Here is a 26,054-nt window from a genome sequence, read left to right on the forward strand (position 1 = left end):
AACCCGGGAGAATCGAGATGAAGATTCATGCAGCAGTTTTACAGTCGATTGGCGCGAAGCGGCCATTCCAGGACACCCGCCCCCTGGTTATTGAAGAGCTGGAACTGGACCCACCGGGCGATAACGAGGTCCTGGTCCAGATCAAGGCCGCCGGGCTTTGCCATTCAGACCTGTCAGTGATTGACGGCAATCGTCCGCGGCCGGTACCCATGGCTCTTGGCCACGAAGCCGCCGGCATCGTCAAGGCGGTGGGCAGCGGCATACGTGACCTCAAAGAAGGCGATCACGTGGTGGCGGTGTTCGTGCCCAGCTGCGGTCATTGCTCGCCCTGCGCCGAAGGTCGGCCTGCGTTGTGTGAACCGGCCGCCAAGACCAATAACGCCGGCACCCTGGTGAGCGGCGCCCACCGCCTGCATCGCGCGGACGGTACGCCGGTGAACCATCACCTGGGGGTCTCGGCATTCGCCGACCATGCAGTGGTGTCCCGGGATTCCCTGGTCAGGATTGACCCCGCCTTGCCTTTCCATCACGCCGCCCTGTTTGGCTGTGCGGTGCTGACCGGCGTCGGCGCGGTGATAAACTCGGCGAACATCAAGGCAGGACAAACCGTCGCCGTGATCGGGCTCGGCGGCGTCGGTCTGAACAGTGTGCTCGGCGCCCTGGTGGCAGGCGCCAGTGACGTCCTGGCGATTGATCTGGATGACAGCAAGCTGGCGCTGGCCAAGGAGTTGGGGGCCTCCCACGCTTTCAATAGCAAGGACGCGGACTGTGTTGAGAAGATCAAAGCCCTCACCAACGGCGGCGTTGACTGCGCCATTGAAATGGCGGGCTCGGAAAAAGCCCTGGAGTTGGCGTATCTGATCACCCGTCGCGGCGGCACCACGGTGACCGGCGGGCTCGCGCACCCCGATAAAAAAGTGGCGATTCAACAGGTCAGCCTGGTGGCAGAGGAGCGCACCCTCAAGGGCAGCTATGTAGGCAGCTGTGTGCCGGTGCGGGATGTCGCCCGCTATGTGTCGCTGTTCCAGCAGGGCAAGTTGCCGGTGGACAAACTATTGACCCATACCCTGACCCTGGACCAGATCAACGAGGGCTTCGAACGTCTGGCTGCAGGCGAGGCCGTTCGCCAGGTGATCGAATTTGATTGAAAGTGATTGAAGGAGATTGAATTCAACTGAAGATTATTAAGGGCACCATCCCCGCACGGAGTGCGGAACTGTTCCAACAACGACAATGACAACAGGAGAAACCCCATGGTCCTTAACACCCACTGTAAATGCATCATTTCGGCGCTGTTAGCCGGGTCAGCCCTGCTGCTGTCAGCGCCGGCACTGGCTGAAACCGGTATGGAGCGGGTACAGAAAAACGCGCCCAACAACTGGGGCAAATGGGGCGAGAACGATGAGGTTGGCGCCCTGAATCTGTTGGGTGAGGAGCAGGCTCTGCAGGCGGCCAAAGCAATCCAGAGCGGCAAAACGTTTACCCTGCAGATCCCTATGACTCACGGCAAGGGGCCGGTATTCCCGGGCCGGATACCCACCATGCACTTCATGGCGCAGGATGAGAGTATTTACTCCTCAGGCAAATCCGAAGCACTGGCCGGAGGCGTCAAGTTCTCGGACGATGTCGCGTTCATGTACCTTCAGGGCACTACCCACGTGGATGCTCTCGCCCATGCCTGGTACGGCGATCAGGTCTACGGTGGCAAGAGCGCTGACAGCACCGTGCATGGTCATGCTCACGGTGATGTGGCTGCCATCGGCAAAAAAGGCATTGTTGGACGCGGGGTATTGCTGGATGTCGGCCGACACGCGGGTGGGGGCGACAAGCATCGCCTGGCGCCGAATTCCTGTGTCACTCTGGAGGATCTGGTTAACACCGCCGAGGCCCAGAATGTCGAGATCAGGAAGCGGGATATTCTGGTGCTTCGTACCGGCTCCATCCCCCGCTTCTATGAGGACGAACCCGATGCCGAATGGACCGCCATGAGCGAGCCGGGCCTGTGTTACAGCCATCAGCTGCTGGACTGGATCGCCGAGATGGAAATTCCAATGATTGCTGCCGACAACCTTGCCATTGAAAAGGTCGTTCAGGAAGTCGACGGCGAGCAGATGATCATTCCTCTGCACGGTGCTCTGATGCGGGATATGGGCGTGGTACTGAGCGAGATCTGGTGGCTGGATGACCTCGCCGCTGACAGCGCCGAAGACGGTCAGTACACCTTTATGCTAATAGCGGCGCCGCTAAAGATGGAGGAAGGCACGGGGTCACCGGTCAATCCGGTCGCTATCAAGTAGTACGGACAAAACAGAGCCCGATGCGCCGGTTTACGGCGTATCGGTGCCTGTCGGGCGACTGGCTTCTGTACGTGAGAGGTCATACACCCGAAAGGCGAATACGGTGTAGAAGACCGCCAGGAACTGGTAGGCAATATTGATGAACGTCGTCACGAGGCCGTGAACACTGCTGGTCTCATCAAACGCAGCACCCAGAAAATACAGCGGAATATAGATGCCCGCGGTGATAACGGCGTACCCGCCCAGTATTACCCACATATACTCCCGCGTACCCTCCCAGCTGATCCTGATCGCATCCATCGGCGTCCTGTCATTCAGCAACAGCTCGAACTCAGCAAAAGCGACTCGCACCGCAATGATCACCCCTGGCAGAATCAACAGGAACAATCCGAACATCACGGCAATGGTCACCAACAGGCTCAGAATAATAAACGGCTGCCAGTAACGGAGGCCCAGGGCCCAGAGTTCGCTGGTAGTCCGGGGCTGGCCGGAAATAATCGAAGCTATGTAGAACACAACCGCCACTGAATACACCGGATAGGCCAGTAAGCTGACAATCATCGGAACGGCCTGCTCCGCCAGCACAACCTCATCGCTGACCACAAATGCCTGATACAGGGATATCAGTATCTCGATCGGCGCCACGACAGGAAGCACGATCATTGCAAGCGCAACCCCGTGGATTCTGAAAAACGACCAACTGTCCGACAACGACTTACCGAGCATGGCAAAACCTGTTTAGACATTAAGCCCGAATCATAAACGGACCCTGTCTCAAATGCATCGTCCGCAGGAACCTCATGGCAGCAAACTTCAGCGGCAACAGCTGCCTGGCTAAAAGACGCCCACAAAAAAAGACAGCCGAAGCTGTCTTTTTTTGAACGTGTTGCGTGCTATTTAAACAGCAACAACATTTTCCGCCTGCGGGCCTTTCTGGCCTTCGGTAACGGTGAAGTCGACTTGCTGGCCTTCAGCCAGAGTCTTGAAACCGCCGCCTTGAATAGCGCTGTAGTGAACAAAAACGTCTGGGCCGCTTTCGCGAGTGATAAAGCCAAAGCCTTTTGCTTCGTTGAAGAACTTAACAGTACCGGTAGTAGTAGACATATATAAAATCCTGAGATCGATTATTTAATGTGCCGCCAGACCATCGTTACGATGACTGATCAGCGTTGTGCGGAAACAGAAAACACGCGGAATCAAAAACAGGACGGTACACTACTATCAAACAACAACAGAGAAGCGTCTTATTCGTGAAATGCTTTGCTAAATCTTTCCTACGGCAGTCACAATACGTCAAGTACCGAGGAATGCCAAGCCTTATTTACAAAAACCTCTTGAAGCCCAGCCAGTAATCCATCATCTGACCAGGAGATACGTATGTTCCAGCCCCCCGTCACCACCCAATGGATCGATATCACAAGCAATGACGGCGAGACCTTCAATGGCTACCTCGCGCTGCCCCCAGCGGGCATAGGTCCGGGCATCCTGCTGATTCAGGAGATCTTCGGGGTTAACCATCACATCCGGGCAATAGCAGAGCAATATGCGATGGATGGCTATGTGGTGCTGGCCCCGGATATATTCTGGCGACAGGAACCCGGCGTTGAACTGGGTTATGAGGGCGACGACATGCAGAAGGCGGTCCGGCTGGTCAATGAGATCGACTTTCAGGTTGCCGTCACAGACTTGACCAGCACTACCGAAGCACTGCGTCAGCGGCCCGAGTGTGAAGGTGAAGTTGCCGCCATCGGATACTGCATGGGGGGCATTCTTGCCTACCTGGCAGCGTTAGAGGCCGGGGTTGACCGCGCCGCCTGCTTTTACCCGGGCGGCATTGCTCAGCACCTCGACAAAGCCGAGAACCTCAAGGTGCCGATCCAGTTTCACTTCGCCGGAGACGACCAGCACATCACGACTGACCACGTCGAGCAGACCCGGCAGGCCTTCACCGGGTGCAGGGATGCGAGCATTCACACCTACGAGGGCGCCGACCACGGCTTCAACTGCTGGGCTCGTGGCAGTTATCAGCGTCACGCGGCGGCGCTGTCGCACGGGCGGGTATTGGGCTTCCTTGAAAATAACACGCTCGGTTAATGCCACTTTTCCTGGGGCGGCCGATAATTCCGGAGGCCGTCCAGCAGCTCGCCAGGGGTGTTTTCGACCACCAGCATGTCAACATATTCCTGGCTCAAAAAGCCCGCACCCTGCATGGTTCTGACCATGGTAAGCAGGGAGTCGTAAAAGCCGGCCACATTGTAGAAAGCGCAGGGCTTCTGGTGAAAACCGAGCTGCGCCCAGGTCCAGACTTCGAAGATTTCCTCCAGGGTGCCAATGCCTCCGGGCAAGGCCACGAAGGCATCCGCCAGTTCCGCCATCCTGGCTTTGCGCTGGTGCATGTTCTTGACCACGTGCAGTTCCGTCAGCCCGGAATGGGCCAGCTCCCGGTCCCGCAGGTGTTCCGGAATAACCCCATACACCTTGCCCCCACTGGCCAATGCCGCATCGGCAACCACGCCCATCAAACCGACATGGCCGCCGCCAAAAACCACCCCGACCCCATGGCTGCCCAGGAAGTCCCCGAGCTCCCGTGCCTTGTCCGTAAACATCGGATCGTTACCAGACCTGGAACCACAAAAAACTGCGATTTTCATGCCCGCCCCCCGGTTCAATAGGTATCGTATTATGATAAACCAGGATCGTCTTGCATTGCCTCGATAGACCAAGGGATAAAGACGATCTTCATCACATCGCGTAGACTTCTGTCAGCGAAGCAACAATCTTCTGCACCGAGATACCGTATATAAGGAGCCAACAGTGAAATTCCTTTTGGGGGCGCTGATGATCCTTGCGCTGCTGCTGATCACCGGTTTTGCACATTGGCGAATTCACCTTCAGATCGCCAGGACCAGCCAGCGCCTGTTGCTGCACGGCCTGTTGCTGACGGTGGCTATCGCCTTCGGCTGGGCGATGGGTTCGGTGTATACCCAGAATGAGGAAGGTGGCGCCTGGTTTATCTTTCTCTACGCCTTTGGCGTAGTACATGTACCGGCGGCCATCATTCTCTGGCTGAAGAGACAACAGTGACCACACTTACGCATAATTTACGAGGCTCCATGAACCCGACTATCGAACTACTCAAGTCCCACCGCTCGATCCGGAAATTCACAGAACAGAAAATTCCTCGCGAGCTGTTTGAAGAACTGATCCGCGCCGGCCAGAGCGCTGCAACGTCCAGCCATGTGCAGGCCTACACGATTATTCATGTGGTCAACCCCGAAAACCGCGCGAAGCTGGCGGAACTGGCGGGGGGACAGGCTTATGTGGCTGAGAGTTCAGACTTTCTGGTGTTCTGCGCCGACATGAAGCGCTCCACCGAGGCCGCCGAACGGGCCGGCGCAGACGTCGTGCGCGGCATGACGGAGCACCTGCTGGTGGCCAGTGTGGATACCGCCCTGATAGCCCAGAATATTGCCATTGCAGCTGAATCTGAAGGCCTTGGAATTTGTTATATCGGCGGTATTCGCAATAACCCCGCCGAGGTCAGTAAAATTCTTCAGTTACCGGAGCACGTGTACCCGGTTTTCGGTATGTGTCTCGGCTATCCCGACCAGAATCCGGAAGTCAAACCCCGCCTGCCACTGGCGTCCATTCTCAAGGAGGACGTTTACCGGTCTGACGAGGACGAAGCTCTGGTCGCCGAGTTCGACGAAACCATGCGCAGTTACTACCTGGAGCGCACCGGTGGTAAAAAAGAAACCAATTGGTCAGAACAGCTTAAGCCGCTGTTCACCACCAAAATACGCGCTCACATGAAGGCGTTCCTGGAGGCCAGGGGCTTCAAGATGAAATGAAGGATTACCAGCCGGAATGGTGGTGGGCCGCGGTCCATCCACATTGGCTATGGTGTAATAACCGAATACAGCACGGCTACAGGGAAGGAAGGCATTGAGCACCGAACTGGTATTCCAGGCCGCCGGCGGCCTTGCGCTGTTCCTGTTGGCCATGCAGATGATGACGGACGGCCTCAAAGCGTTTGCAGGGCAGCAATTGCGGACGCTTCTGGGCAGCTGGACCCGAACACCCCTGCGGGGCGTCGGTGCCGGTGTCCTGATAACCGGCCTGGTGCAATCATCCAGCGCGGTTACCGTTGCGACCATCGGTTTTGTCAACGCTGGATTGCTTTCCTTGCAGCGCGCGCTGGGAGTGATATTCGGCGCCAATGTGGGCACCACCATGACCGGCTGGCTGGTCAGTCTGGTGGGGTTCGGCTTCAAGATTGAGAACTTTGCCTTGCCCATTCTGGCTATCGGTGTCGGGTTACGCCTGGTTGCCAATCGTCAGCGCTGGCAATCTCTCGGCGACGCCCTGGCCGGGTTCGGCCTGTTTTTCCTGGGGTTGGCGTTGTTGCAGGCCGCGTTCAGTGGCATCACCGGCGACCTGGAGGCGGACACGCTGTTTGCCGAGCACTACGGCTGGCCCATGTTCATTGCTATGGGTTTTGTCGCCACCTTGATGACACAGTCCTCGAGTGCCGCGCTGGCGATTATCCTGACGGCAGCCGCCGGTAATCTGCTGGCATTGGATGCCGCAGCGGCGGCGGTGATCGGAGCCAACCTGGGGACCACATCCACGGCCGCCTTCGCCGTTTTGAAAGCCACCGCCAGTGCCAAACGCCTCGCCATCGGACATATCCTGTTTAACGCCATCACCGGGCTGATAGCTCTCGCCATCCTGCCTGCGATGCTGTGGTTTATCGCAAGGCTGGCAGATTGGCTGGATCTGGAACCCGGCCCGGTGGTGTTCCTGGCCATGTTTCATACGCTGTTCAATGTGCTTGGTGTCGTGGTGATGTTGCCACTGACCAGAGTACTGGCACGGCAGCTTGAGCGTCTGTTTCACAGCGCCGAGGAAGACAACGCCCGGCCCCGGTACCTGGACAATACCCTGGTGAAAACGCCAGAGTTGGCGGTGGCAGCACTGGGACAGGAAATGAAGCGGCTGCACAATCTGGTAGAAGGGCTGCTGCGTGCGGTATTGAACCGTGAAGGCCTCAAACCGGAGCATATCCGTGGACCAGTGGAAGCCATCCGGCAACTGGGAAACGCCATTACCCTCTTTGTCGGGAAGGTTCGTGGTGAGAAGCTCTCGCCGGAACTGGTCGCCCAGCTAACCGCAAGTATTCGGTCAGTCCGTTATTACGAAGAAGCTGCTATCCAGGCGGAAGACCTGCTGACACTGCGGAATCAGGGCAGTTCACCCAAGCTGGCAGAGGTAGCGTCTGATCTGACGGCTTATTTCGATACCCTGCGCGCAGCGCAAGAGCCCGACGCAGATTATACAGCGATCAACGTCCGTGCGGAGGAGGTGTACCAGTTGCTGAAGTCGGCCCTGTTGACCATGGTGGTGGAACAGAAGTTATCGGTGGATGATGCGGATATCGTTCTGGATGCCCTCAGCGGCTCACGACGCCTGAAAGACCAGTGGCTAAAAGCCTGTACCCGATTCCCCTTGTCATAGTGCCGGCGCCCGCGCTCTTAACCGAGAGACAGGAACAGGCCCATCAGCACCGGCGAAATAAACGACAGCACGAAACCCGAGGCGATGGCGACCGGCACGCAAGCCAGCCCGCCGCTGCTGCGGATTATCGGTAAGGTGAAATCCATGGCGGTGGCTCCGCCATAGCCAATTGCCATGGCTGGCCGCCGGCTGATAATCACAGGAATAATCGCCAATGCGATAATTTCCCGTAGCACATCATTCAGAAAGGCAACCCCACCCCAGGCCGGGCCCAAGGCTTCTCCTACCACGATCCCGGACAGCGAATACCAGCCAAAGCCCGAGACCAGGGCAAGAGTGTCGTGCCACGGCAATGCCAGCAGCGGCATGACCAGCACCCCGGCCACCAGAGAGCTTAATGCCAGGCTGAGGGCAACGCCCATGCCCTGGCGGTTCAGCAGCAGGCGCCGCAATGACAGGCCGGCATTGCGCAACTGAAGACCGATCAGGAACAGCAGCAACATCAACGCCCAGGTGGCCGCATCCTCCACCAAAGGCAGTTCCGGAAGTAGAAAATACCCGAGCAGCAAACCCGCTACCACAGCGCCCAATGGCTTTAATGCGGCGAGAAACAGACGCTGATAGCTGGCCTTTCCGGTGGCGGCCGGCGGCTCAATCGCCATCGGTTGCCAGCGATGCCAGAACCAGAGCCCCGCCATATTCGCTGCCAGCAAACCAGACGCCAGCACCAGCACCTGAACGGCCATGCCCCCGAGCTGCTGCCATAACCCCTCCATCTGGCCAAGCCCGAGGCCGAGCAGGCCCAGAATGAAGTAGACCAGTCCATCAACGCTGTGATGGATTGCAGTCATGACGTTGCGGTTCTCAAGCGCGATAGCAAAGCCCACAAACAACGGCACAAGAATCAGCAAGGCACCGGTTAGCATTGAAACCTCGGAGTGATAGTAAAAGGCGCATTAGAGGGACGGCTTAACCGATGGGTTCGTGCTGGTCCGGATCAAACTGATAATCGCCGGCATTGGCATCCCTGTCCTTCCGTATGGTGCGGGCAAGCCGCTGAGCGGAGACGGACCAGACCGCATGCTCACCCGGCTGGGCTTCGTAACTTTGGCCCAGCAAGGTGCCGGCAACACCGCGCAACGCGGCCTCAGCCTGAGCGGCACTGTGATAGGGGCCCTGGCAACGTTGGCGCTCTGGCTGGCGCTCATCGGAGCCGCTCATGGCGACCAAAGCCCAGATCTCACCACCAACGTTTTTTACGTGCAGCTCGACGCGCCGGTCCCGACGGGTCAATACCAGTTCGCGTAGCGGGCCACGCCCGTGAAAATAATGCAGCTTCATCAAGGCTTCTTTGATTTCGGATTAATGCAAGGCGGCGCCGGTTCTGTCCTGAACCAGTACCCAGGGAGCAACCACTACCGCCCAAAGCTCGACATTGCGATCGTACCAGGCTTGCGCCAGCGGAGGCGGCACATCCCCTACCTGGTCAGCTGTCATCCACTGCTCAAACTGCTCTTTGTTATCGGCGGTGAGCTCAAGCGCAACATCCAGCAAATCAAGTTCAGGCGACACCCGGACCACATGACCTCGGGCATAATAGATTTGCAGATCCCGCCAGCAGATGATGGAGGTTTCCAGATTCAGTTTTTTTTTGAGTTCTTCCGGAGATTCTCGGATAGTCATATTCAAACCTTGGACGTCCATATTTTTCGTATCTGGTCCGCCAGAGTCATGGGGTCGAATGGCTTGGGTATCACCTCAACAGCCCCCAGTTCCCTGTAGAACGCTATTTCCTCAGTTTGCACCTTGGCCGTCATGAATACCAGCGGCGTACCTTTCAAGGCGGGGATCTCCTGCATGGCGTGGAAGGTCGACGGACCATCCATGCCAGGCATCATGACATCCAGAAGGATCAGGTCGGGCGCAAAATCAGGGCCTTCAAGGAGTGCTTCCTGGCCAGAGCTGCAGCTCTTGATCGTGAACCCGCCCACAGCTTCCAGAGCCAGCTCGGCTACTGCCCTGATGTCCGCGTCATCCTCCACATAAAGGATTCGCTGGAGTTCCTCCGTTTGCCTACCCATCATGACTCTCCGTGCTATGGTCGCTCAGAACCAACCTGCGTAACAAACGCAAACACTTCTCGCTGGGGCTCTTTTCATCCACCACTAATGCGGCGGTCGCGCAACTGTCCGGATAGAGCCCGTCCACCAACGTTTCTATCAGGTCGGCCAGCAATACGTCGTCTTCAAGAATCAGTGCTTTCATAAAGGTCGCGTTTCAAACCTGATGGAAAACGGTTACGCCATTTCGGCCGGCAGTCTTGCGCTCATACAGCGCCTGATCGGCAGCATCGAGAGCATCGCTACCGAAGTCAAATGCATCCAGCGCAGCAATCCCGACACTGAGGGTGACTGACAGGTCTCCATCAGCGGTGGCGAACGATATATCCGAAAAGGCGTTACAGATCTGGGTCAGCACTTTCTGTGCTTCACAGGTTGTACATTGCGGAAGAATCACGGCAAATTCTTCTCCCCCATACCGCCCTATCTGGTCTGTTGAGCGCAGGCGATTTCTGAGCAGGTTGGCAAGTGCCTTGATGACGATGTCGCCCGTTCGATGACCATGCTGATCATTCACCGCCTTGAAGTGATCAAGATCCAGCATCGCCACTGACGACACATGTGACATTCGCTGGCACCTTGCGTGTTCGTTCTCGACCTCCTGTTTGATGACCGAATGCTTGAGCAGTCCCGTAAGACTGTCCTTTATCAGGAGTTCGTTCAGCTGCCGGGCACGATAACACCGTATCTGAGCTGTCCGCACAAGGTAGTCGTCAGAAACCGGTTTGGTCATGAACTCATCCGCCCCTTTTGCCAGGGCTTCGAGCTGAACATGTTTGTCCTGTTCAGATGAGAGATAGACGATAGGCAGGCTCACCCACTCTGGCTCAAAGCGGATCAGCTTCGCTACTGTGGTTCCCGAGTAGGCGCCCATACGCACGTCCAGAAGCATGATATCCGGCCGAAACTCCGACAGCTCGGAAAGGACTGTTTCCGGATCACTGATTGCTTTGACGCGAAAACCGGCATTTTCAAGGACGGTGCAGTAATGGGCGACCAGATGTTCGTCATCGTCCAGAATCAGTATCTTCCCGGAAACGGACTCATTCTGCTCATTGACCAGCCGCTCGATCCTTTCTGCCAGTTGCGGTGCATCAATCGGCTCTGGAAAAAACGCGTCCGCACCCGCATCAGCCAGAAAATACCGGCTTTTGAAATCATCCTGGCGCCCTACGCACAACAGCGGAGGCCTGGATGCGCCGCCTGCGCATTCAAGCGCCCCCAGTACCCTCGACACCTCGACAAGCGTGTCTTCACTGGTCACTACCGCTGACATTCCCGGTTTCCCATTCAGTGACAGGGAATCAACATCCATTCTCGATATCAAAAATCCGTAATTGGAGAGCGCGTGTTCCAGAAAATCCGCCGCTTCGTCCCGGAGTCCACACAGAATAACGTGAATGTCCGGTGTTGGTTCGCTCCTCGGGTCACTCGAATACGGGTGCTCAAGAATACCCTTCACCGGCTCGTCCGTTACATCAAGCAGCGAGCGCAGGCCTTCTATCTCAACAATAATGTCGAGCGGCTGTTGCGCATGCTCTTCCGGAAAGCCCAAGGGCTTATTCGTGTCGGGGGGCCGCCGTTCCGCCATCGGTTTCAAGCGTTGCTCGAGCCGACGGGCCTGATCACCCAGAGCGGTGTACCCAAAGGTCCCGGCAGAACCTGCCAGCCGGTGCAATATGCTGTAAGCAGATGCAATGTCTTTTATACTGCCAGGCCGTGGCTGACCACCACGAGCCAGACGGGAAGCAGTTACCGTCAACTCATCGAGTTCGCCTTCCGCTTTCTTACGAAAACTCAGGCGCAAGCGAGCAAGTTTGTCTGCGACACTTGCTTGTGAAGTTCTGCCCATAAAATGTCCGACACCTCAAAATTTTGCTGAAACAACCACTTGAATTGGGCTACTCTCCCGGTTCATCACAAAACATTCTCCTGCAAAACGCAACAGCGAGGAACCTCATTGCGGTCAGGCAAATTCCTTTCCCTCGGCAGCCGGGTGGCTCTGATCATCATCATAGGCAGCCTGTTAACCCTTGCCGCCATCGTATCCACCGCTTATCAGGCCCTGGTTGAGGATTTCGAAGATTTACTGATCCAGCGCCAGATACTGGAGGCCAAGAGAACGTCAGAGCAGGTCGACCAGAAACTTCAGCTCCGCCTAAACGCTCTCTCCGCCTTTGCAGCTCAACTTGCCAGCAGCGATCACCTGCCCGACCCGGTCGATCTGGCGGTAGCCCTGGGGCACCAGACAATGCTTCGGGAACTGCTGCCGGCCGGTATAGTGGTATTCGATGAGAAGGCGCGCGCCTTAGCCGAAAACATCTACGTTTCCGATCGCATTGGCACCCAGTACCTGGACCGTCCCCACTTCCAGGAGGCGCTGAAAACCCGGCGACCGTTGGTCAGCAAGCCCCTTATCGGACGAACCACCGGCAAACCCCTGCTGTCGTTTCTGGCGCCGATTGAAACCAACAACCAGGATTTGCTGGGCTTTGTTGGCGGCATTCTGGATCTGGGCGAGACCAGCCTGCTGCCGGCGCCGCACCAAACCGGCAGGCACAGTTCCCAGAGCATTGAAAAAATCATCGATACCAAAAATTTTCTGTATGTTGATTCTGGACAAGGCTCACAGCGCCTCACACCCTTGCCACCACCGGGGGTAGATCCCCTGACCGACGCCGCGCTGTCTGGCATCACCTTTGGCCAGGTAGAAAACCTGCAGGGCCAGACGCTCATATACGCCACCACTCACCTGCAAAGACTGGGATGGATCTTCGTCCGCGCCGTACCCTATGACCAGGCAACGACACCTGCCAGGCAATCCTTTATTCGGTTTTCCAGTATCAGTATATTGATCACCCTGGCGTTGGCTGTCTTGAGCTACCTCCTGGTCAGATCCACCATGTCACCACTGGACCGGATGACCGCGCAAATACAGCGCATGGCAGAACATCCCGACTCCGCGATGCGTCTGAGAGAAACCGGCCTTCCAGAGCTCAAGAGCCTGGCCGGTGCCTTCAACAGACTGCTTGAGGAGCGGGACAGCCTGGCCAGACTCAAGGAACACTTCATGTCGTCTGTCAGTCACGAGCTGCGCACGCCACTCACGTCACTGACCGGCGCCCTGAAATTACTGTCCTCCGGCACCATCGGCCCGCTCAACGACAAAAGCCTGGAAATGACCAATCTCGCACTGAGAAATGGGGACCGCTTGCAACTGTTGATTTCTGACCTGCTGGATTTCAATAAGCTTTCGGATGGAAGTCTCAAAGTCCGCATTCAGGCAGAGGCACTCAAACCACTGCTGGACGCTACCATCGCGGATAATGTCACAATGGCTGCCGAGCATGGGATACGACTCGAATCCGAGGCAAGTGTCTCCCTGGACCTGCTTTGCGACAAGCACAGAGTGCGACAAATTCTCGACAATTTCATCAGCAATGCCATCAAGTTTTCCCCCCGGGGAGGAGTTGTCAGGGTAACCGCTGACGTTCATTCACCGGGGTGGGCCCGCATCATCGTCAGTGACCAGGGCTCCGGGGTGCCGGATTCCTTTGCCGCCAGCGTCTTCAAACGATTTGCTCAGGCCGAGACCGGCACCGCCCGGTCGGTCAAAGGTACCGGCCTGGGGCTCGCTATTTGTGATGAGCTGGCAAGACTGATGGATGGTGTTGTGGGCTATTACAATGATCACGGCGCGCATTTCTGGGTCGACATCCCTATGTCCCGAGAAGCAGGTTCGACACGGGAGCAAACCGATGAAAGTACCTGAAACTCCGGGCGATGAGTCAGCACGGCTCCTCGCTCTCCAAAACACGAACCTGCTGGATACGCCACCGGAGGAGCGCCTTGACCGATTGACGCGAATGGCGAAACTGGCCTTCGGCGTTCCTGTTGCCCTGATGTCGTTGATCGATGAAAAAAGGCAATGGTTCAAATCCTGCCAGGGCCTTGATACCAATCAGATGCCGCGGGACATATCCTTTTGTGGTCACGCCATTCTCAGCGACCATCTTTTAGTTGTTGAAGACACCCACAAAGACTCCCGTTTCGTCGACAACCCCCTCGTCACCGGCCCGCCCCACATACGTTTCTACGCCGGCGCGCTGCTCCATAATCATGAGGGTTACCGCCTCGGTACCCTCTGCATTATTGATACCCGCCCCCGCTCGCTCGACCCTGACCAGCAAGAACTGCTCCAGGAGCTTGCCCGGTGTGTTGAAGACGAGATCAACGATTTCGAGGCGCGAAAATCCCGCCAGGAACAGCTGGAAAAGACCAGAATTCTGAGTGCGCTCAACAGGCTCTCCGTCGATGCAACCGGTTCCCTGGAACAGAAGACAGCCATGGCTCTGGACCTGGGCCGAGACCACCTGGGACTGGAAACAGGCATCGTCAGCGAAATCAACGAAGAGATGTACACCATCCGATGGTTCAGGGCGCCGGAGAATTCAACACTGGAGGTCGAGCTGTCAATGCCGGTCCGGCAGACCTATTGCGCCCTGATGCTCGAACAACGCGATCACCTGGCGATCAGCCATATGGCCAGGTCCGAATACCGGAATCAACCCTGCTATACCGAGCTGGGCCTGGAGAGCTACATTGCAGCGCCAATAGAGTTTGGTGGCAAATTGTTCGGCACCCTGAATTTTTCTTCGGTTTTACCAAGGACGACACCCTTTGCAGACCTGGACCGCCTTTTCATCGTGGGGTTGGCCCAGTGGATTGCCGCCCTCCTCCAGCAACAGGTCCACGAAGACACGTTGAAAAAACTATCGGTTCACGTGCCTGGAATGCTTTACCAGTTCCAGCGGTATCAGGACGGCCGGTCAAGGTTCCCCTACAGCAGCGAAGGCATATACAACATCTATGGTGTTTCACCTGAGGCTGTCAAGGACGACGCCAGTAGTGCGTTCAAAGCTATCCATCCGAACGACATTGCCCGAGTGGCAGAGTCCATCCAGCAATCCCAGGACTTGCTGAGTGTTTGGGAGTGCCAGTATCGGGTCAGGAAATCAAGTGAGGAATGGAAATGGGTCGAGGGCCGCGCCACACCGGAGCACCGCCCCGACGGTAGTTCGATCTGGCACGGATTCATTGCCAACATCGATGAGAAAAAACGCGCCCAGCTGGCTCTTCAGGAGAGTGAGCAGCAACTGCGGGCGTTCTTTGAACTGTCACCGATCGGCATTTTACTCACCGGTTTCTACAGCGGACGCAACCGGGATGTAAACGCAGCACTCCTGGAATTCACCGGTTACTCCCGGTCTGACTTCATGGCCATGGAATACTGGGACGTAACGCCACGGGAATACGAAAGCAAGAAACATCAGGCGGCCATTGATTTGAAAGAGTGCGGTCGTTATGGCCCCATTGAACAGGAGTTCATACACAAGGACGGGACCCGGTTTCCCATCCTCATTCAGGGCGTTCTGGTTGAGCAGGCTGGCGACGAACCGCTGATCTGGTCGCTGATAAAGGACATTTCCGAACGCAAGAGAATGGAAAGGCTCAAGAGTGAGTTTGTCGCTACCGTCAGCCACGAACTTCGCACCCCCCTGACCTCCATAGCCGGTTCCCTCAACCTGCTCGCGTCTGGTGTCGCCGGCCCCCTGACCGACAAGGCCCGGGGAATGCTTGAAATCGCCAACCGCAACAGCCAACAGCTTACCCACCTGGTCAACGATCTGCTCGACATTGAAAAACTGGCAGCCGGCAAGATGGCATTCGATACTCGCATACAGCCACTGGCTGAAGTGCTACACCAAACCCTGGAAAATTTCAGGGATTATGGCGCCAAACGCGGCATATCTATCTGCCATGATGAGTTACCGCAAGGGCTCTGTGCCGACATTGACCCTCACCGATTAACGCAGGCCATTGGCAACCTGCTTTCCAATGCCGTGAAGTTCTCCCCCGATCAGGGCAGAGTGGAGGTGTCACTGAAGCAAGGCAATGGCACGGTGATTATCGAGGTGACCGACTTCGGGAAGGGCGTTCCGGAAGAGTTCAAACCCCGGATTTTCGAAAAATTTGCGCAGGCGGACACCTCGAATACCCGCACCGGTGGCGGCACCGGGCTTGGACTGGCCATAACCCGGGAACTCATCGAGAGAATGGAAGGTGCCGTCGGATTCCGCTCCAGTGCCGGCACCGGATCAACATTCTGGATTGAGCTGCCTCTCAGGCAGCCTTGATCATCTCCCGCAGCACATAGTGCAGGATACCGCCGTGCTTGAAATAGGTCGCTTCATTGGCGGTATCGATCCGTGACTTCAATTTGCAGGTTTCAGTTTTGCCGTCAGGGTAGGTCACCGTCATTTCCAGTGTCGCCCCGGGCTGAACATCACCAGCCAGGCCTGTAATACTGATGGTTTCTTCACCGGTCAGTTTGAGGGACTTACGGCTGGCACCGTCCTGGAACTGCAGCGGCATAACACCCATACCGATCAGGTTGGAGCGGTGGATGCGCTCATAGGATTCCGCCACCACAGCCCTTACGCCCAGCAACCGGGTGCCCTTGGCGGCCCAGTCCCGGCTGGAGCCGGTCCCGTATTCCTTGCCGGCAATGACCACCAGCGGCGTGCCCTCCTCCTGGTACTTCATGGCAGCGTCGAAAATCGACATTTCTTCGCCGCTGGGCACATGGCGTGTCATGCCGCCTTCAACGCCATCCAGCATCTCATTCCGGATGCGCACGTTGGCAAAGGTGCCGCGCATCATCACCTGGTGGTTGCCCCTGCGTGAGCCATAGGAATTGAAGTCTTTCGGCATGACGCCGTGCTCCTGGAGGTACTTGCCCGCCGGGCTGTCAGCCTTGATTGAGCCGGCTGGCGAGATGTGGTCCGTGGTGACGGAATCTCCCAGCATGGCCAGGATGCGCGCGTCCTTAACGTCCTCTACCGGCTCCGGCTCGGCCCCCATGCCTTCAAAGAACGGTGGGTGCTGGATGTAGGTGGACGTTTCGGACCACTCATACACTTTACTCTCGGGTACCTTGATGGCCTGCCAGGTTTCATCACCGTCAAAGACTGCGGCGTATTCGGTACGGAACATGTCGGTTTTGACTTTTTCCACCGCCTCGGCAATTTCCTGCTGTGATGGCCAGATGTCCTTGAGGTAGACCGGCTTGCCATCCTTGCCCTCACCCAGGGGTTCAGTGCTCAGATCAAGACGCACATTACCCGCCAGCGCATAGGCCACCACCAACGGTGGCGATGCCAACCAGTTGGTTTTGACCAGCGGATGCACCCGGCCTTCAAAATTGCGGTTACCGGACAACACTGAGGCCACCGCCAGATCGCCCTCGTTAATGGCTTTCTCGATCGGTTCCGCCAGGGGACCCGAGTTACCAATACAGGTAGTGCAGCCATAGCCCACCAGGTTAAAACCGAGTTTGTCCAGATCGTCCTGGAAGCCACCGGCCTTGAGATATTCCGTCACCACTTTGGAGCCCGGCGCCAGCGAGGTTTTCACCCATGGTTTCACCTCCAGCCCTTTCTCCAGCGCCTTGCGGGCCACCAGACCGGCGGCCATCATCACACTGGGATTAGACGTATTGGTACAGGAGGTGATTGCCGCAATGACCACTGCGCCCGGGTTCAGACGGAGCGTCTCGCCCACCAGCTCGATATCCTGACTGGTGTGGTGCTCATAACTTTCGGATATACCGACGGCAGACTGTCCGCCTTCTGCGACCATACTGGCGTCGCGCTGATTATTTGGCGCCTGGTCCGTCTGACTCATCAGCAGCTCGAAGGTGGATTTCATATCCTTGAGCGCCACCCGGTCCTGCGGACGCTTGGGGCCCGCCAGGCTGGCTTCCACATCGCCCATATCCAGTGACAGACTCTCAGTATAGGACGGCTCCTGGCCGGGCTCCCGCCACAGGCCCTGGGCCTTGGCATAGGCTTCAACCAGGGCAATCTGCTGGTCTTCACGACCGGTCAGGCGAAGGTAGTTGAGGGTCTGATCATCGACCGGAAAGAAGCCACAGGTGGCACCGTATTCCGGCGCCATATTGGCGATGGTTGCCCGGTCCGCTACCGGCATATCCTTCAGCCCGTCACCATAGAATTCGACGAATTTTCCGACCACGCCTTTGTTGCGCAATATTTCTGTGACCGTAAGCACCAGATCGGTGGCGGTGATGCCTTCACGGAGCTTGCCGGTAATCTTGAAACCGACGACTTCCGGGATCAGCATCGATACCGGCTGTCCCAGCATCGCGGCTTCTGCCTCAATACCGCCGACGCCCCAGCCAAGGATACCGAGGCCGTTGATCATGGTGGTGTGAGAGTCGGTGCCTACCAATGTGTCCGGAAACGCAAAGGTCTTGCCCTGCTGTTCCTTGGTCCAGACGGTCTGGCCCAGATACTCCAGGTTCACCTGGTGACAGATACCGGTGCCCGGTGGCACCACGCGGAAGTTATCAAAAGCCTGCTGCCCCCAACGGAGAAATTCATAACGCTCCTGGTTGCGCTCCATCTCGATCACCACGTTGTCCCTGAACGCTGAGGCATCGCCAAAATGGTCCACCATAACCGAGTGGTCGATGACCAGATCCACCGCCGACAGAGGTTTGATCAGGGCGGGGTCTTTACCGGCTTCCTTCATTGCGTTGCGCATCGCCGCCAGATCCACGACGCCTGGCACACCGGTGAAATCCTGCATCAGAACACGGGCGGGACGGTATTGGATCTCGGTATCGGAATGACGCTTTTCCAGCCACTGTGCCATGGCTTTGAGATGGGACTCATCAACGGTGGTGCCATCTTCGTTACGGAGCAGGTTTTCCAGCAGAACCTTGAGGGAAAACGGCAACTTGTCAATGTCTCCGAGGTGCTTGGCAGACTCGGGCAGACTGTAGTAATGGAAGGTCTTGCCGTTCACGTCCAGGGTTTTCAGCGTCTTGTAGCTATCATGGCTGAGCGTTTCGTTAGACATGTTCGCCTCCTGTAAAGGTGAGTCAGGGAACCCCGGGGCAGTGCCGGTCGCCGATAATGCAGACAGGTTGGTTGAACGATTCCCGGATATGAAGCCTGTCTTAACTATCGCAGCTATTCACAGGACTTCAACCATTGCCCGGTGAATGTTCTTTATTGATCCGATGAATGGGTCTGCCAGACCCTAGCTTTGTCGATCCCCGTAGAGTTGCGCATAAAGCCCCGCGCTGGCAATCAGCTTATCATGATGACCTTCTTCAATAATGCGGCCATCCTCAAACACCACCGCCCTGTCCGCCCGTTTAACCGCACTCAATCGATGGGCGATAATCAGAGTGGTCCGGTTTTCCAGAAAAGACTCCATCGCTTTATGAAGCTGGAATTCGGTTTCCGCGTCCAACGCCGAGGTCGCTTCATCCAGAATCACCACCGAGGGGTTCGAAAGCACCATGCGCGCAATGGCAAGCCGCTGACGCTGGCCACCGGATAACCTGACGCCCTGTCGGCCCACCAAGGTATCCAGCCGGTTCGGCATGGCCGCCACGGTCTGATCCAGCTGGGCAATTTGCAAGGCTTCCCACAGGCTGGCTTCCGGCACATCCCGACCGAGTGTCAGGTTCTGACGTAAGGTATCGTTGAACAAGGCGGGATGCTGCAGAACCGTCGCCACGTGCTCTCGCAGACACGGCAAACCGATTCGCTGCAAGGGTACACCGTCGATCAGGATTTCACCCCGGTCCGGGGTATACATGCCCAGAAGTACCTGCACCAGGGTGGACTTGCCACCTCCACTGGCCCCCACCACCGCGACTTTCTCGCCGGCTTCGATGTGCAGGTTGATGCCCCGCAGGATGTCCTCATCCTCGCTGTACCGGAAATGGATATCCCTCAGCGTGACACTGACCGTATGGCGGCCCCGAAACGGATTCTCGAGTGCCTGATAACGAGGCTCCTGCTTGAGCTCCAGCAGCCGGTTGATCCGAGCCAGGGCTGCGTTGGCAGCGTAAAAGGCATACTGCATGTTGAGCATTTCCTGGACCGGAGTCAGCATGAACCAGAGGTAGCCAAACACCGCAAACATCATCCCGATGCTGAGGTCACTGAGCAACACCGCCACCATGGCGGCCGCCCTGAAGGCGTCGACTCCAAACTGGAACAAGGCAAAACTCGCCCGGCTGGCGGCATCGCTGCGCCATTCAAACTGCACGGCGTGGTCCCGCACATCCCGGGCCCGGCGGATCAGATGCTGCAAATAATGCCCTTCCCGATTGGCGGCCCGCAGCTGGTGAATAGCGTCCAGGGTTTCTGACAAGGCGCTCTGGAATACCTCATAGGCGCTGTTCTCCTTGCGCTTGAGCTCTTTGACCTGCTTGCCAATGATCGTGGTGATGAAAATCACCAGCGGGTTGAACAGCAAAATCAGCAGCGCCAGCTGCCAATGTACCCACAGCAACACAATGGCAGTGCCCAGCACCGTCAGGCTGGCCACCAGAAACCGGCTGATGGTGCTGCCGAGGAACTGGTCGATGGTATCCAGGTCGGTGATGAAATGACTGCTGATTGCGCCAGAACCCAGGGTTTCGTATTCGGACATGGCAACGTGCTGTATACGCCCGAGTAACCGCGAGCGCATACGAAACACCACGTCCTTGGAAATCTTTGAAAATTGCAGTGACTGCATGACGTTGAAGCCCAGCGCAGCCAGCCGCATAAGAAACGCCGCTATCACCATCAATCCGATGTAAACCACAGGCTCATGCCAGGCCGCAGGTAATAGCGACTGCATGACCGGCAATACGGGACCGGCCTTATCAAGCAGGACCTCATCCACCAGAACCGGTAACAGCAACGGGATGGGCACACTGACCAGAGTCGCCAGGATGGCAAGAATGTTGGCCCGCACCAACCGGGGCCGGTGCTTGAGAGCCAGCGCAGCGATGGTCTTCCAATTGTAACCCCTGGTTTCCACACCGGAGACCTTCGCTACTGGCGGCACCTTGCCGGCTTTATCAATTGACTCCAATACTCCTCCTGCCCGGCTGCCTATCCGGTTTGCTGACCAATAAAATGCCCTACGCTAAAGGCTTAACGAAGAGATACGGCCCAAATGCCCGGATCGCCCAGCGCCTATGGTAACTCATGGGCCTGTGACCGGGCACAAGCAGCGTTATCCGCAGCGCCGGCACTCGATATGCGGCGTCGCTGGCCCCACATCGCTTCATCTGCGATCATTACGACCTGTTCACTGATACCCACCGGCACCTGGCGACACTGTGAAAAACGACTGTCATTATCACCCCGGCGAACCTGCCAAATGGCACTGTGGCGAATGCCTGATTCATTACTGCACCGGGTGCATACCGGATGCAGATACTCGCAAGCGTCACGGCCTGTGCCCGAAATGCGGGCGCTCCATGCGATACCTGGGTGCCGCGACCGAGGTGGTCCCTTTCTGGAATCGGTTGTCGGCATTTTTCCGTTATCCCTTCCACATGGATCCGCTCATCGTTATCGCCATCTGCACTATTGTGCCGATGATACTCAGCGCCAATATCGTTGGCCTGATCGTCACGCTTCTATTGTTGGTGGCACTGTTCAAATACACCTACGCCGTGATTCGGCATACCGCCGACGGGCATATGACGCCACCGCCTCTGGCAACCGCCTTCAGCGGCGGCGGCTTCGAGATTGTTTTCCTCCAGTTGCTGGTCTTTTTGCTGATGGGCGGACTGGTCTTCAGTGCCGCACTGATTGGCGGACCCTTCCTCGCCATGCTGGTGCTGGCCTTTGTGGTGCTGGCGCTGCCGGCCAGCATCATGGTGTTGGCCATGGAGCATTCCGTCGGCGCAGCCGTTAACCCGATGAACCTGGCGGTACTGATCTCCCGAATCGGGTGGCCTTACTTTCTGCTTTATGGCTATCTGATCCTGCTGACCCTGGCTTCCGGGGCCGCCCAGGAATTTGCAGTCCATCATTTCGAGCCGCAAATCGCGCAGCCCTTGGCAGGCTTCCTGAACAGTACCTTTACGCTGATTCTGTTCCACATGCTCGGCTACCTGTTGTTCCAGTATCAGGAAGAACTCGGTTTCGCCAGCGATTTCCAAGGCGACGAAGCACCGGACCTAGATCATCAACGTGACCGCAGCCTGCGCTTTGACGCTGACCTGAATATGAATCTGAAGGATGGCAATTACGACCGGGTGTTTTCGATGCTCAAAGAGGCCCTCCAGCAGGACTCGAAGAATGCCCAACGCATCGGCCAGCTCTACCTGCTGCTCAAAGCCCGCAACGATACCGCCGAGCTTTACCGCTATCACCCGCGATTGCTGCAATGGCTGGCTGAGCGCAATGATGCCCGCGGTTTGACTGAGTTGCTGGCTACCCTGGAGAAAGCAGAACCCGGCTTTCGCGTGGAAGAGCCGGAACTGGCAGTCAGGTGCGCTGGTGCACTCTATCGACAGGGTGAATACAAGGCCGTACTGAAGCTCCTGCAGGATTTCCACAAACGGTTCCCGGACAGTGAACACCTGGCCCCGGCCTACCTGCTGGTCGCCCAGGCATTGGCTAACGGCCTGGACCAGTGGGACAAGGCCATCGCGTTTTTGAAGTTCGTCCAGAAGAAGTGCGCCCAACATCCATTGCAGGCGCAGATAGCCATCTACCTCACCCAGGCGGAAAACCGGGAGCCTTTGAAAGGCCCCAAAGCCAACTTTGCTGAGGGGGATGGCTCCCTTCGCGACTGAAGTCGCTCCTACAAGGGGCGGAACCAAGGTGCTTCGGTCGTTGTAGGAGCGGTTTCAACCGCGATCAGGGCAACCGCCTTCGTACAGACTCGCGACTGAAGTCGCTTCTACAGGGGCTGCCTTGGCGCAGGTCGCCGGTTAACCAAGTCTATTGGGCCTTGGCCATGTGGCCGGTGTGGTATTCAAGCTCCAGGCGACGGTTAGCGGCATGGTCTTCCGGTTTGGTCAGAGGTTTGCTGCTGCCCCAGCCGGTGGTGCGGATCTGGGCATCGTTTACGCCCTCGGCCTTTAACAGCTTGGCGGCAGCGCTGGCCCGCAACTTGGCCAGGAAGATGTTGTAATCGTCGGCCCCGAACTGGTCAGTATGAGCGTGGATATGCACCGTTACCTCTGGGTGGGCGCGCAGGTAGGCCGCGTGCTTGCGCAGTAGGTCCTGATCCTCGTCATTCAGGTCGTGCTTGTCAAAACTATAGTGAAACCGGGTCCGGTGCGGACGGCGTGGTGTGTCGTCTGTGGTGTTCACCGGCATAACCATGCCGGCTTCCAGCGCAGCGGATTTTGCGATCAGTTCCGGATCATCCATTACCAATACAGTCATGTCGGTGTCCTTGTTCGATGTTTTCAGGCTATCTGATTGCTGGGCTGAACTATTGTCGCTTGCGGCCGCGACCACAATTGGCGATTGGTCGATAGTCGTCCCTTCAGTGGGCTTTGGTGGCGTGGTGTTGGAGCCGGACGTTGCCATTGGCTGAAGGGCGTCTTGGGGCTGTTCAGCGGTGCTGGAACAACCGGCAAGGGTGGCCAGCAACGCACTGCCGCATACTGTCAGCCAGATCGGTTGTAGGGATTGAATGCGATTTCTGTGACGGGATTGTGACATCTCTGAATTCTCCTGATCTGCGTGTTGATGTGTCAGGATCTATTTGAACGCGAAAATAAGGCCATGCTGTGGTAAAAAGCAGACCAGATCCGACCAATTATGATGAAATGTGACCACCGATGCTGATTGTTCCCGTTGAAAACACCATAAACTGGAAACGCCCGCCCTGGGTCACCCTTGGATTAATGCTGGCTTGTCTGCTGGTGTTCATCTTCTACCAGGGCTCCGACCCCCGATTGATGACGACAGCGCTCGAGCGCTATCTGGCGTCCGACCTGATTGAACTGGAAGCCCCGGTTTACGAGCACTATCTCCAGCGCGAGATCAATCTGGAGGGTGAATCCGGTCGCCTTGAGGAATTACAGTCGTTCCGGCAAGCGACGGCTGAGGACAACCGCCTCTGGATGGCTGTCAGCCTGCTGTCGGACCGTCAATTCTACAGTTACATGCAAGCCAACCAGTCGCTGATCTGGGCGTCCCGGGAGCAACAACTCTGGCAGTCTCAAAGGCCGCCAATCCAGGAAGAGCTGATCGAGCAGCTCAGCGCCAACCGGGTGGGGCTGATTCCTGACGAGCTGAGCCTTTCCAGTCTGATTACCTATCAGTTTCTCCATGGTGGCTGGGGGCACTTGCTGGGCAACCTGGTCTTCCTGTTCCTGCTGGGCTTCACCGTTGAAAAGGCCATGGGCCCTGGCCGGTACCTGTTGGCGTACCTGCTTTGCGGCGCGTTATCGGGGCTGGTTTACACCGCCTTTTCGATAGGCAGCAAAATGCCCTTGGTAGGCGCTTCCGGTTCGATTTCCGGCCTGATGGGTATGTACGTGGCTATTTACGGGCTTCGAAAAATCCGGTTTTTCTATTTTTTCGGTGTTTACTTCAACTACTTTCGGGCGCCTGCCCTGGCCTTGTTGCCGGTGTGGCTGGGCAAGGAACTTTACGATTACTGGTTTGCCGGTGCTACCGGTATTGCCTACATGGCTCACGCCGGCGGGCTGCTGGCCGGGGCAGGGTTAGTGCTGATCCTGGGCAAGAGCTGGTTCCAGGTGAAAGAGACGTTTTTTGAACCGGAACAAGACGAGCAGGATGAGCGTTTCACCACCAGTTATGCCCAGGCCATGGGAAGCCTGGGACGAATGGAGTTCGAACTGGCGGAGCGGCAGTTCGAGGCGCTTCGCCAAAGTTATCCGGACCGCCCCATACTTCTTGAGCATTTGTATCAACTTGCCAAGTTACGGCCCGACCTGCCCACTTACCGGGAACGGGCACGAGAATTGATGGCGTTTGCGCTCAGCAGTAAACAGTCGGAGCGTATGATAGAGGTCTGGCAGGAATACCTGGCAAAAGGCGCTGCCTATGGGCCGCTGTCAGCGGAGGACCATAATCGGGTGTTGTTTGCCTGTTTGCGGAACGACGACCTGAAAACCGCCGAAAAAGCGTTTGAGCGGTTACGGGAGTGCGGCGATAACACGCTCGCCAGCGAAGCCTGTAGGTTGCTCGCAAACGAATTCGAAAAACGCCAGATGGCCCTCAAGGCCCGCCATTACCGACAGCTGCTCGAGACCACCTGACCGCGGCGCTTGTGGCGGCCGGAGCATCTGATCGCGGTTGAAACCGCTTCTACAACAACCAAAGCACCCTGGTTGCACCCCTGTAGGAGCGACTTCAGTCGCGAATCTGTACGAAGGCGGTGGCCCTGATCGCGGTTGAAACCGCTCCTACAACAACACATTGATTGCTGCCAATGTAAGAAGGCCACTCTCCGATGGCCTTCTTACATTCTACGATTGGTGACAGTTACCGTTTAGAGCGCGTTAATCAGCACCAGCACGGCCATCACCAGAATTGCCAGCCAGTTCAGCAGGATACCCACCAGCCTCGCCGGGTGGGCACCGCCACGGCCTTTATGCATGCCCCAGGCATGAAGGAGACGCCCCGCGATAAAGGCCAGGCCGACCAGATACACCCATTGCGTGTTTACACCATTGAGCTCGCCCACCCCCAGCAGGATCAGAGTGATCGGCGCGTATTCGGTCAGGTTGCCGTGGGCGCGAACGGCGGATTCGAAATCCCGATCTTCCGTAAAGCCCAACCCTTTCTTGTATTTGAGCCGGAAACTAGACACACGATAGGCCAGGAACAACATCAGAAAGCCGGTAATACTGGCATAGACCGCCGTTACAGGAATAATCATGGTTTAAGCCTTCTTGATGGCACTGACAATGGCGAGTAACAACACCGCGCCAGCCGTCGCCGTTACCAATTCACCGACAGCACCCTGAGCTGCCAGCCCGAGCAACCGGAATACAAAGCCGCCAATAATGGAGCCGACGATACCGATGCCGATATTAGCCAGCACCCCGAAACCGCGCCCCTTCATAATCAGGCCAGCGAGCCAGCCGGCGACACCACCGATGATCAGGAACAGAATAAGATTCATGACTTGCCTCTCCGTGCAGGTATAGGCACGCCCATAGATCAGGACATGCCGGGGACAATAACGGGTAGAGACTGCCCTGTTTTCAGAGGCGCTTCAAGAACTTCAATCGGCAAGA

Annotated in this window: 24 protein-coding genes; 10 read left to right on the plus strand and 14 right to left on the minus strand. The window is 57.0% G+C overall.

All coding sequences use genetic code 11. The features are described from left to right. The first annotated feature begins 17 nt into the window (after positions 1-17). Together F6Y09_RS03700 and F6Y09_RS03705 are read left to right on the plus strand one after the other, a co-directional pair. Entirely contained in the window at positions 18-1,148 is a 1,131-nt protein-coding gene (locus tag F6Y09_RS03700) for a zinc-dependent alcohol dehydrogenase family protein (protein ID WP_152205548.1), read from the plus strand. A 105-nt stretch (positions 1,149-1,253) separates the two neighbouring features. After that, positions 1,254-2,297 (plus strand): cyclase family protein, encoded by a 1,044-nt coding sequence (locus F6Y09_RS03705; RefSeq protein WP_152205549.1) that lies wholly within the window; start codon positions 1,254-1,256, stop codon positions 2,295-2,297. 30 nt (positions 2,298-2,327) lie between these two features. Here F6Y09_RS03705 and F6Y09_RS03710 read toward each other — a convergent pair whose 3' ends face one another. Then, entirely contained in the window at positions 2,328-3,023 is a 696-nt protein-coding gene (locus F6Y09_RS03710) for a YciC family protein (protein ID WP_152205550.1), read from the minus strand. Positions 3,024-3,194: 171 nt separating this feature from the next. Further along, on the minus strand, positions 3,195-3,401 hold the full coding sequence (locus F6Y09_RS03715; protein WP_027831301.1) for a cold-shock protein: 207 nt from the start codon (positions 3,399-3,401) through the stop codon (positions 3,195-3,197). 273 nt (positions 3,402-3,674) lie between these two features. Between F6Y09_RS03715 and F6Y09_RS03720 the strand changes: the two genes are divergently transcribed. Further along, a complete protein-coding gene (locus F6Y09_RS03720; RefSeq protein WP_152205551.1) occupies positions 3,675-4,391 on the plus strand; it encodes a dienelactone hydrolase family protein in 717 nt (238 codons plus the stop codon). On the opposite strand, the gene F6Y09_RS03725 is transcribed toward F6Y09_RS03720, so the two are convergent. Beyond that, positions 4,388-4,948: an LOG family protein gene (locus F6Y09_RS03725; RefSeq protein ID WP_152205552.1), complete on the minus strand. Its 561-nt coding sequence runs from the start codon at positions 4,946-4,948 to the stop codon at positions 4,388-4,390. The genes F6Y09_RS03720 and F6Y09_RS03725 overlap by 4 nt on opposite strands. Positions 4,949-5,111: 163 nt before the next feature. Between F6Y09_RS03725 and F6Y09_RS03730 the strand changes: the two genes are divergently transcribed. From F6Y09_RS03730 to F6Y09_RS03740, 3 genes are all read left to right on the plus strand, one after another. Then, complete coding sequence (locus F6Y09_RS03730) at positions 5,112-5,381, plus strand: hypothetical protein (protein ID WP_152205553.1); 270 nt, start codon at positions 5,112-5,114, stop codon at positions 5,379-5,381. Between the two features lie 29 nt (positions 5,382-5,410). Next, a complete protein-coding gene (nfsA, locus tag F6Y09_RS03735) occupies positions 5,411-6,148 on the plus strand; it encodes an oxygen-insensitive NADPH nitroreductase (protein ID WP_152205554.1) in 738 nt (245 codons plus the stop codon). Between the two features lie 94 nt (positions 6,149-6,242). Then, positions 6,243-7,814: a Na/Pi cotransporter family protein gene (locus tag F6Y09_RS03740; protein WP_152205555.1), complete on the plus strand. Its 1,572-nt coding sequence runs from the start codon at positions 6,243-6,245 to the stop codon at positions 7,812-7,814. Positions 7,815-7,831: 17 nt separating this feature from the next. Here F6Y09_RS03740 and F6Y09_RS03745 read toward each other — a convergent pair whose 3' ends face one another. From F6Y09_RS03745 to F6Y09_RS03770, 6 genes are read right to left on the minus strand one after another with little or no spacing between them, the layout of a single operon-like run. After that, entirely contained in the window at positions 7,832-8,740 is a 909-nt protein-coding gene (locus tag F6Y09_RS03745) for a LysO family transporter (protein WP_152205556.1), read from the minus strand. 43 nt (positions 8,741-8,783) lie between these two features. Next, positions 8,784-9,155 carry a PA4575 family protein gene (locus tag F6Y09_RS03750; RefSeq protein ID WP_152205557.1) on the minus strand — a complete coding sequence of 124 codons (372 nt, stop codon included), beginning with the start codon at positions 9,153-9,155 and terminating at the stop codon, positions 8,784-8,786. Positions 9,156-9,176: 21 nt separating this feature from the next. Next, positions 9,177-9,497 (minus strand): DUF2288 domain-containing protein, encoded by a 321-nt coding sequence (locus F6Y09_RS03755; protein ID WP_152205558.1) that lies wholly within the window; start codon positions 9,495-9,497, stop codon positions 9,177-9,179. A 2-nt stretch (positions 9,498-9,499) separates the two neighbouring features. Continuing rightward, positions 9,500-9,895 carry a response regulator gene (locus F6Y09_RS03760; RefSeq protein ID WP_152205559.1) on the minus strand — a complete coding sequence of 132 codons (396 nt, stop codon included), beginning with the start codon at positions 9,893-9,895 and terminating at the stop codon, positions 9,500-9,502. Continuing rightward, positions 9,888-10,079: a hypothetical protein gene (locus tag F6Y09_RS03765; RefSeq protein ID WP_152205560.1), complete on the minus strand. Its 192-nt coding sequence runs from the start codon at positions 10,077-10,079 to the stop codon at positions 9,888-9,890. The genes F6Y09_RS03760 and F6Y09_RS03765 overlap by 8 nt, the downstream gene beginning before the upstream one ends. Before the next feature lie 12 nt (positions 10,080-10,091). Further along, positions 10,092-11,786 (minus strand): diguanylate cyclase, encoded by a 1,695-nt coding sequence (locus F6Y09_RS03770; protein ID WP_152205561.1) that lies wholly within the window; start codon positions 11,784-11,786, stop codon positions 10,092-10,094. 108 nt (positions 11,787-11,894) lie between these two features. On the opposite strand from F6Y09_RS03770, the gene F6Y09_RS03775 reads away from it, so the two are divergent. Together F6Y09_RS03775 and F6Y09_RS03780 are read left to right on the plus strand one after the other, a co-directional pair. Continuing rightward, positions 11,895-13,706 carry a sensor histidine kinase gene (locus tag F6Y09_RS03775; RefSeq protein ID WP_246180286.1) on the plus strand — a complete coding sequence of 604 codons (1,812 nt, stop codon included), beginning with the start codon at positions 11,895-11,897 and terminating at the stop codon, positions 13,704-13,706. Beyond that, positions 13,693-16,131, plus strand: a complete 2,439-nt coding sequence (locus F6Y09_RS03780; RefSeq protein WP_152205562.1) for an ATP-binding protein — start codon at positions 13,693-13,695, stop codon at positions 16,129-16,131. The genes F6Y09_RS03775 and F6Y09_RS03780 overlap by 14 nt, the downstream gene beginning before the upstream one ends. Here F6Y09_RS03780 and acnA read toward each other — a convergent pair. Together acnA and F6Y09_RS03790 are read right to left on the minus strand one after the other, a co-directional pair. Continuing rightward, positions 16,118-18,880, minus strand: a complete 2,763-nt coding sequence (gene acnA / locus F6Y09_RS03785) for an aconitate hydratase AcnA (protein WP_152205563.1) — start codon at positions 18,878-18,880, stop codon at positions 16,118-16,120. The two genes, F6Y09_RS03780 and acnA, sit on opposite strands and share 14 nt — an antisense overlap. 183 nt (positions 18,881-19,063) lie before the next feature. Continuing rightward, positions 19,064-20,848, minus strand: a complete 1,785-nt coding sequence (locus F6Y09_RS03790; RefSeq protein WP_246180345.1) for an ABC transporter ATP-binding protein — start codon at positions 20,846-20,848, stop codon at positions 19,064-19,066. 304 nt (positions 20,849-21,152) lie between these two features. Between F6Y09_RS03790 and F6Y09_RS03795 the strand changes: the two genes are divergently transcribed. Then, positions 21,153-22,622, plus strand: a complete 1,470-nt coding sequence (locus tag F6Y09_RS03795; RefSeq protein ID WP_152205564.1) for a DUF4013 domain-containing protein — start codon at positions 21,153-21,155, stop codon at positions 22,620-22,622. Positions 22,623-22,770: 148 nt separating this feature from the next. Here the strand turns inward: F6Y09_RS03795 and F6Y09_RS20455 are convergent, their stop codons facing one another. Continuing rightward, positions 22,771-23,502 (minus strand): OmpA family protein, encoded by a 732-nt coding sequence (locus tag F6Y09_RS20455; protein WP_246180288.1) that lies wholly within the window; start codon positions 23,500-23,502, stop codon positions 22,771-22,773. 119 nt (positions 23,503-23,621) lie between these two features. Here F6Y09_RS20455 and F6Y09_RS03805 point away from each other — a divergent pair, with 119 nt between their 5' ends. Continuing rightward, on the plus strand, positions 23,622-25,070 hold the full coding sequence (locus F6Y09_RS03805; RefSeq protein WP_152205565.1) for a rhomboid family intramembrane serine protease: 1,449 nt from the start codon (positions 23,622-23,624) through the stop codon (positions 25,068-25,070). Positions 25,071-25,303: 233 nt separating this feature from the next. Here F6Y09_RS03805 and F6Y09_RS03810 read toward each other — a convergent pair whose 3' ends face one another. Both F6Y09_RS03810 and F6Y09_RS03815 read right to left on the minus strand, forming a co-directional pair. Beyond that, positions 25,304-25,693, minus strand: coding sequence for an MAPEG family protein (locus tag F6Y09_RS03810; protein ID WP_152205566.1), 390 nt, complete (start codon positions 25,691-25,693; stop codon positions 25,304-25,306). 3 nt (positions 25,694-25,696) lie between these two features. After that, entirely contained in the window at positions 25,697-25,939 is a 243-nt protein-coding gene (locus F6Y09_RS03815; RefSeq protein WP_152205567.1) for a GlsB/YeaQ/YmgE family stress response membrane protein, read from the minus strand. Positions 25,940-26,054: the final 115 nt, after the last annotated feature.

The sequence above is a fragment of the Marinobacter changyiensis genome, assembly GCF_009193265.1.
Taxonomy (GTDB): Bacteria; Pseudomonadota; Gammaproteobacteria; order Pseudomonadales; family Oleiphilaceae; genus Marinobacter; species Marinobacter changyiensis.

Bases quoted from the DNA above. Each gene is read 5' to 3' on its own strand.
- F6Y09_RS03815 (WP_152205567.1), bottom strand. From the start codon at position 25,939: ATGAATCTTATTCTGTTCCTGATCATCGGTGGTGTCGCCGGCTGGCTC.
- F6Y09_RS03810 (WP_152205566.1), bottom strand. From the start codon at position 25,693: ATGATTATTCCTGTAACGGCGGTCTATGCCAGTATTACCGGCTTTCTG.
- F6Y09_RS03805 (WP_152205565.1), top strand. From the start codon at position 23,622: ATGCTGATTGTTCCCGTTGAAAACACCATAAACTGGAAACGCCCGCCC.
- F6Y09_RS03780 (WP_152205562.1), top strand. From the start codon at position 13,693: ATGAAAGTACCTGAAACTCCGGGCGATGAGTCAGCACGGCTCCTCGCT.
- F6Y09_RS03765 (WP_152205560.1), bottom strand. From the start codon at position 10,079: ATGAAAGCACTGATTCTTGAAGACGACGTATTGCTGGCCGACCTGATA.
- F6Y09_RS03715 (WP_027831301.1), bottom strand. From the start codon at position 3,401: ATGTCTACTACTACCGGTACTGTTAAGTTCTTCAACGAAGCAAAAGGC.
- F6Y09_RS03720 (WP_152205551.1), top strand. From the start codon at position 3,675: ATGTTCCAGCCCCCCGTCACCACCCAATGGATCGATATCACAAGCAAT.
- F6Y09_RS03705 (WP_152205549.1), top strand. From the start codon at position 1,254: ATGGTCCTTAACACCCACTGTAAATGCATCATTTCGGCGCTGTTAGCC.
- F6Y09_RS03755 (WP_152205558.1), bottom strand. From the start codon at position 9,497: ATGACTATCCGAGAATCTCCGGAAGAACTCAAAAAAAAACTGAATCTG.
- F6Y09_RS03760 (WP_152205559.1), bottom strand. From the start codon at position 9,895: ATGGGTAGGCAAACGGAGGAACTCCAGCGAATCCTTTATGTGGAGGAT.
- nfsA (WP_152205554.1), top strand. From the start codon at position 5,411: ATGAACCCGACTATCGAACTACTCAAGTCCCACCGCTCGATCCGGAAA.
- F6Y09_RS20455 (WP_246180288.1), bottom strand. From the start codon at position 23,502: ATGTCACAATCCCGTCACAGAAATCGCATTCAATCCCTACAACCGATC.
- F6Y09_RS03745 (WP_152205556.1), bottom strand. From the start codon at position 8,740: ATGCTAACCGGTGCCTTGCTGATTCTTGTGCCGTTGTTTGTGGGCTTT.
- acnA (WP_152205563.1), bottom strand. From the start codon at position 18,880: ATGTCTAACGAAACGCTCAGCCATGATAGCTACAAGACGCTGAAAACC.
- F6Y09_RS03725 (WP_152205552.1), bottom strand. From the start codon at position 4,948: ATGAAAATCGCAGTTTTTTGTGGTTCCAGGTCTGGTAACGATCCGATG.
- F6Y09_RS03770 (WP_152205561.1), bottom strand. From the start codon at position 11,786: ATGGGCAGAACTTCACAAGCAAGTGTCGCAGACAAACTTGCTCGCTTG.
- F6Y09_RS03750 (WP_152205557.1), bottom strand. From the start codon at position 9,155: ATGAAGCTGCATTATTTTCACGGGCGTGGCCCGCTACGCGAACTGGTA.
- F6Y09_RS03700 (WP_152205548.1), top strand. From the start codon at position 18: ATGAAGATTCATGCAGCAGTTTTACAGTCGATTGGCGCGAAGCGGCCA.
- F6Y09_RS03710 (WP_152205550.1), bottom strand. From the start codon at position 3,023: ATGCTCGGTAAGTCGTTGTCGGACAGTTGGTCGTTTTTCAGAATCCAC.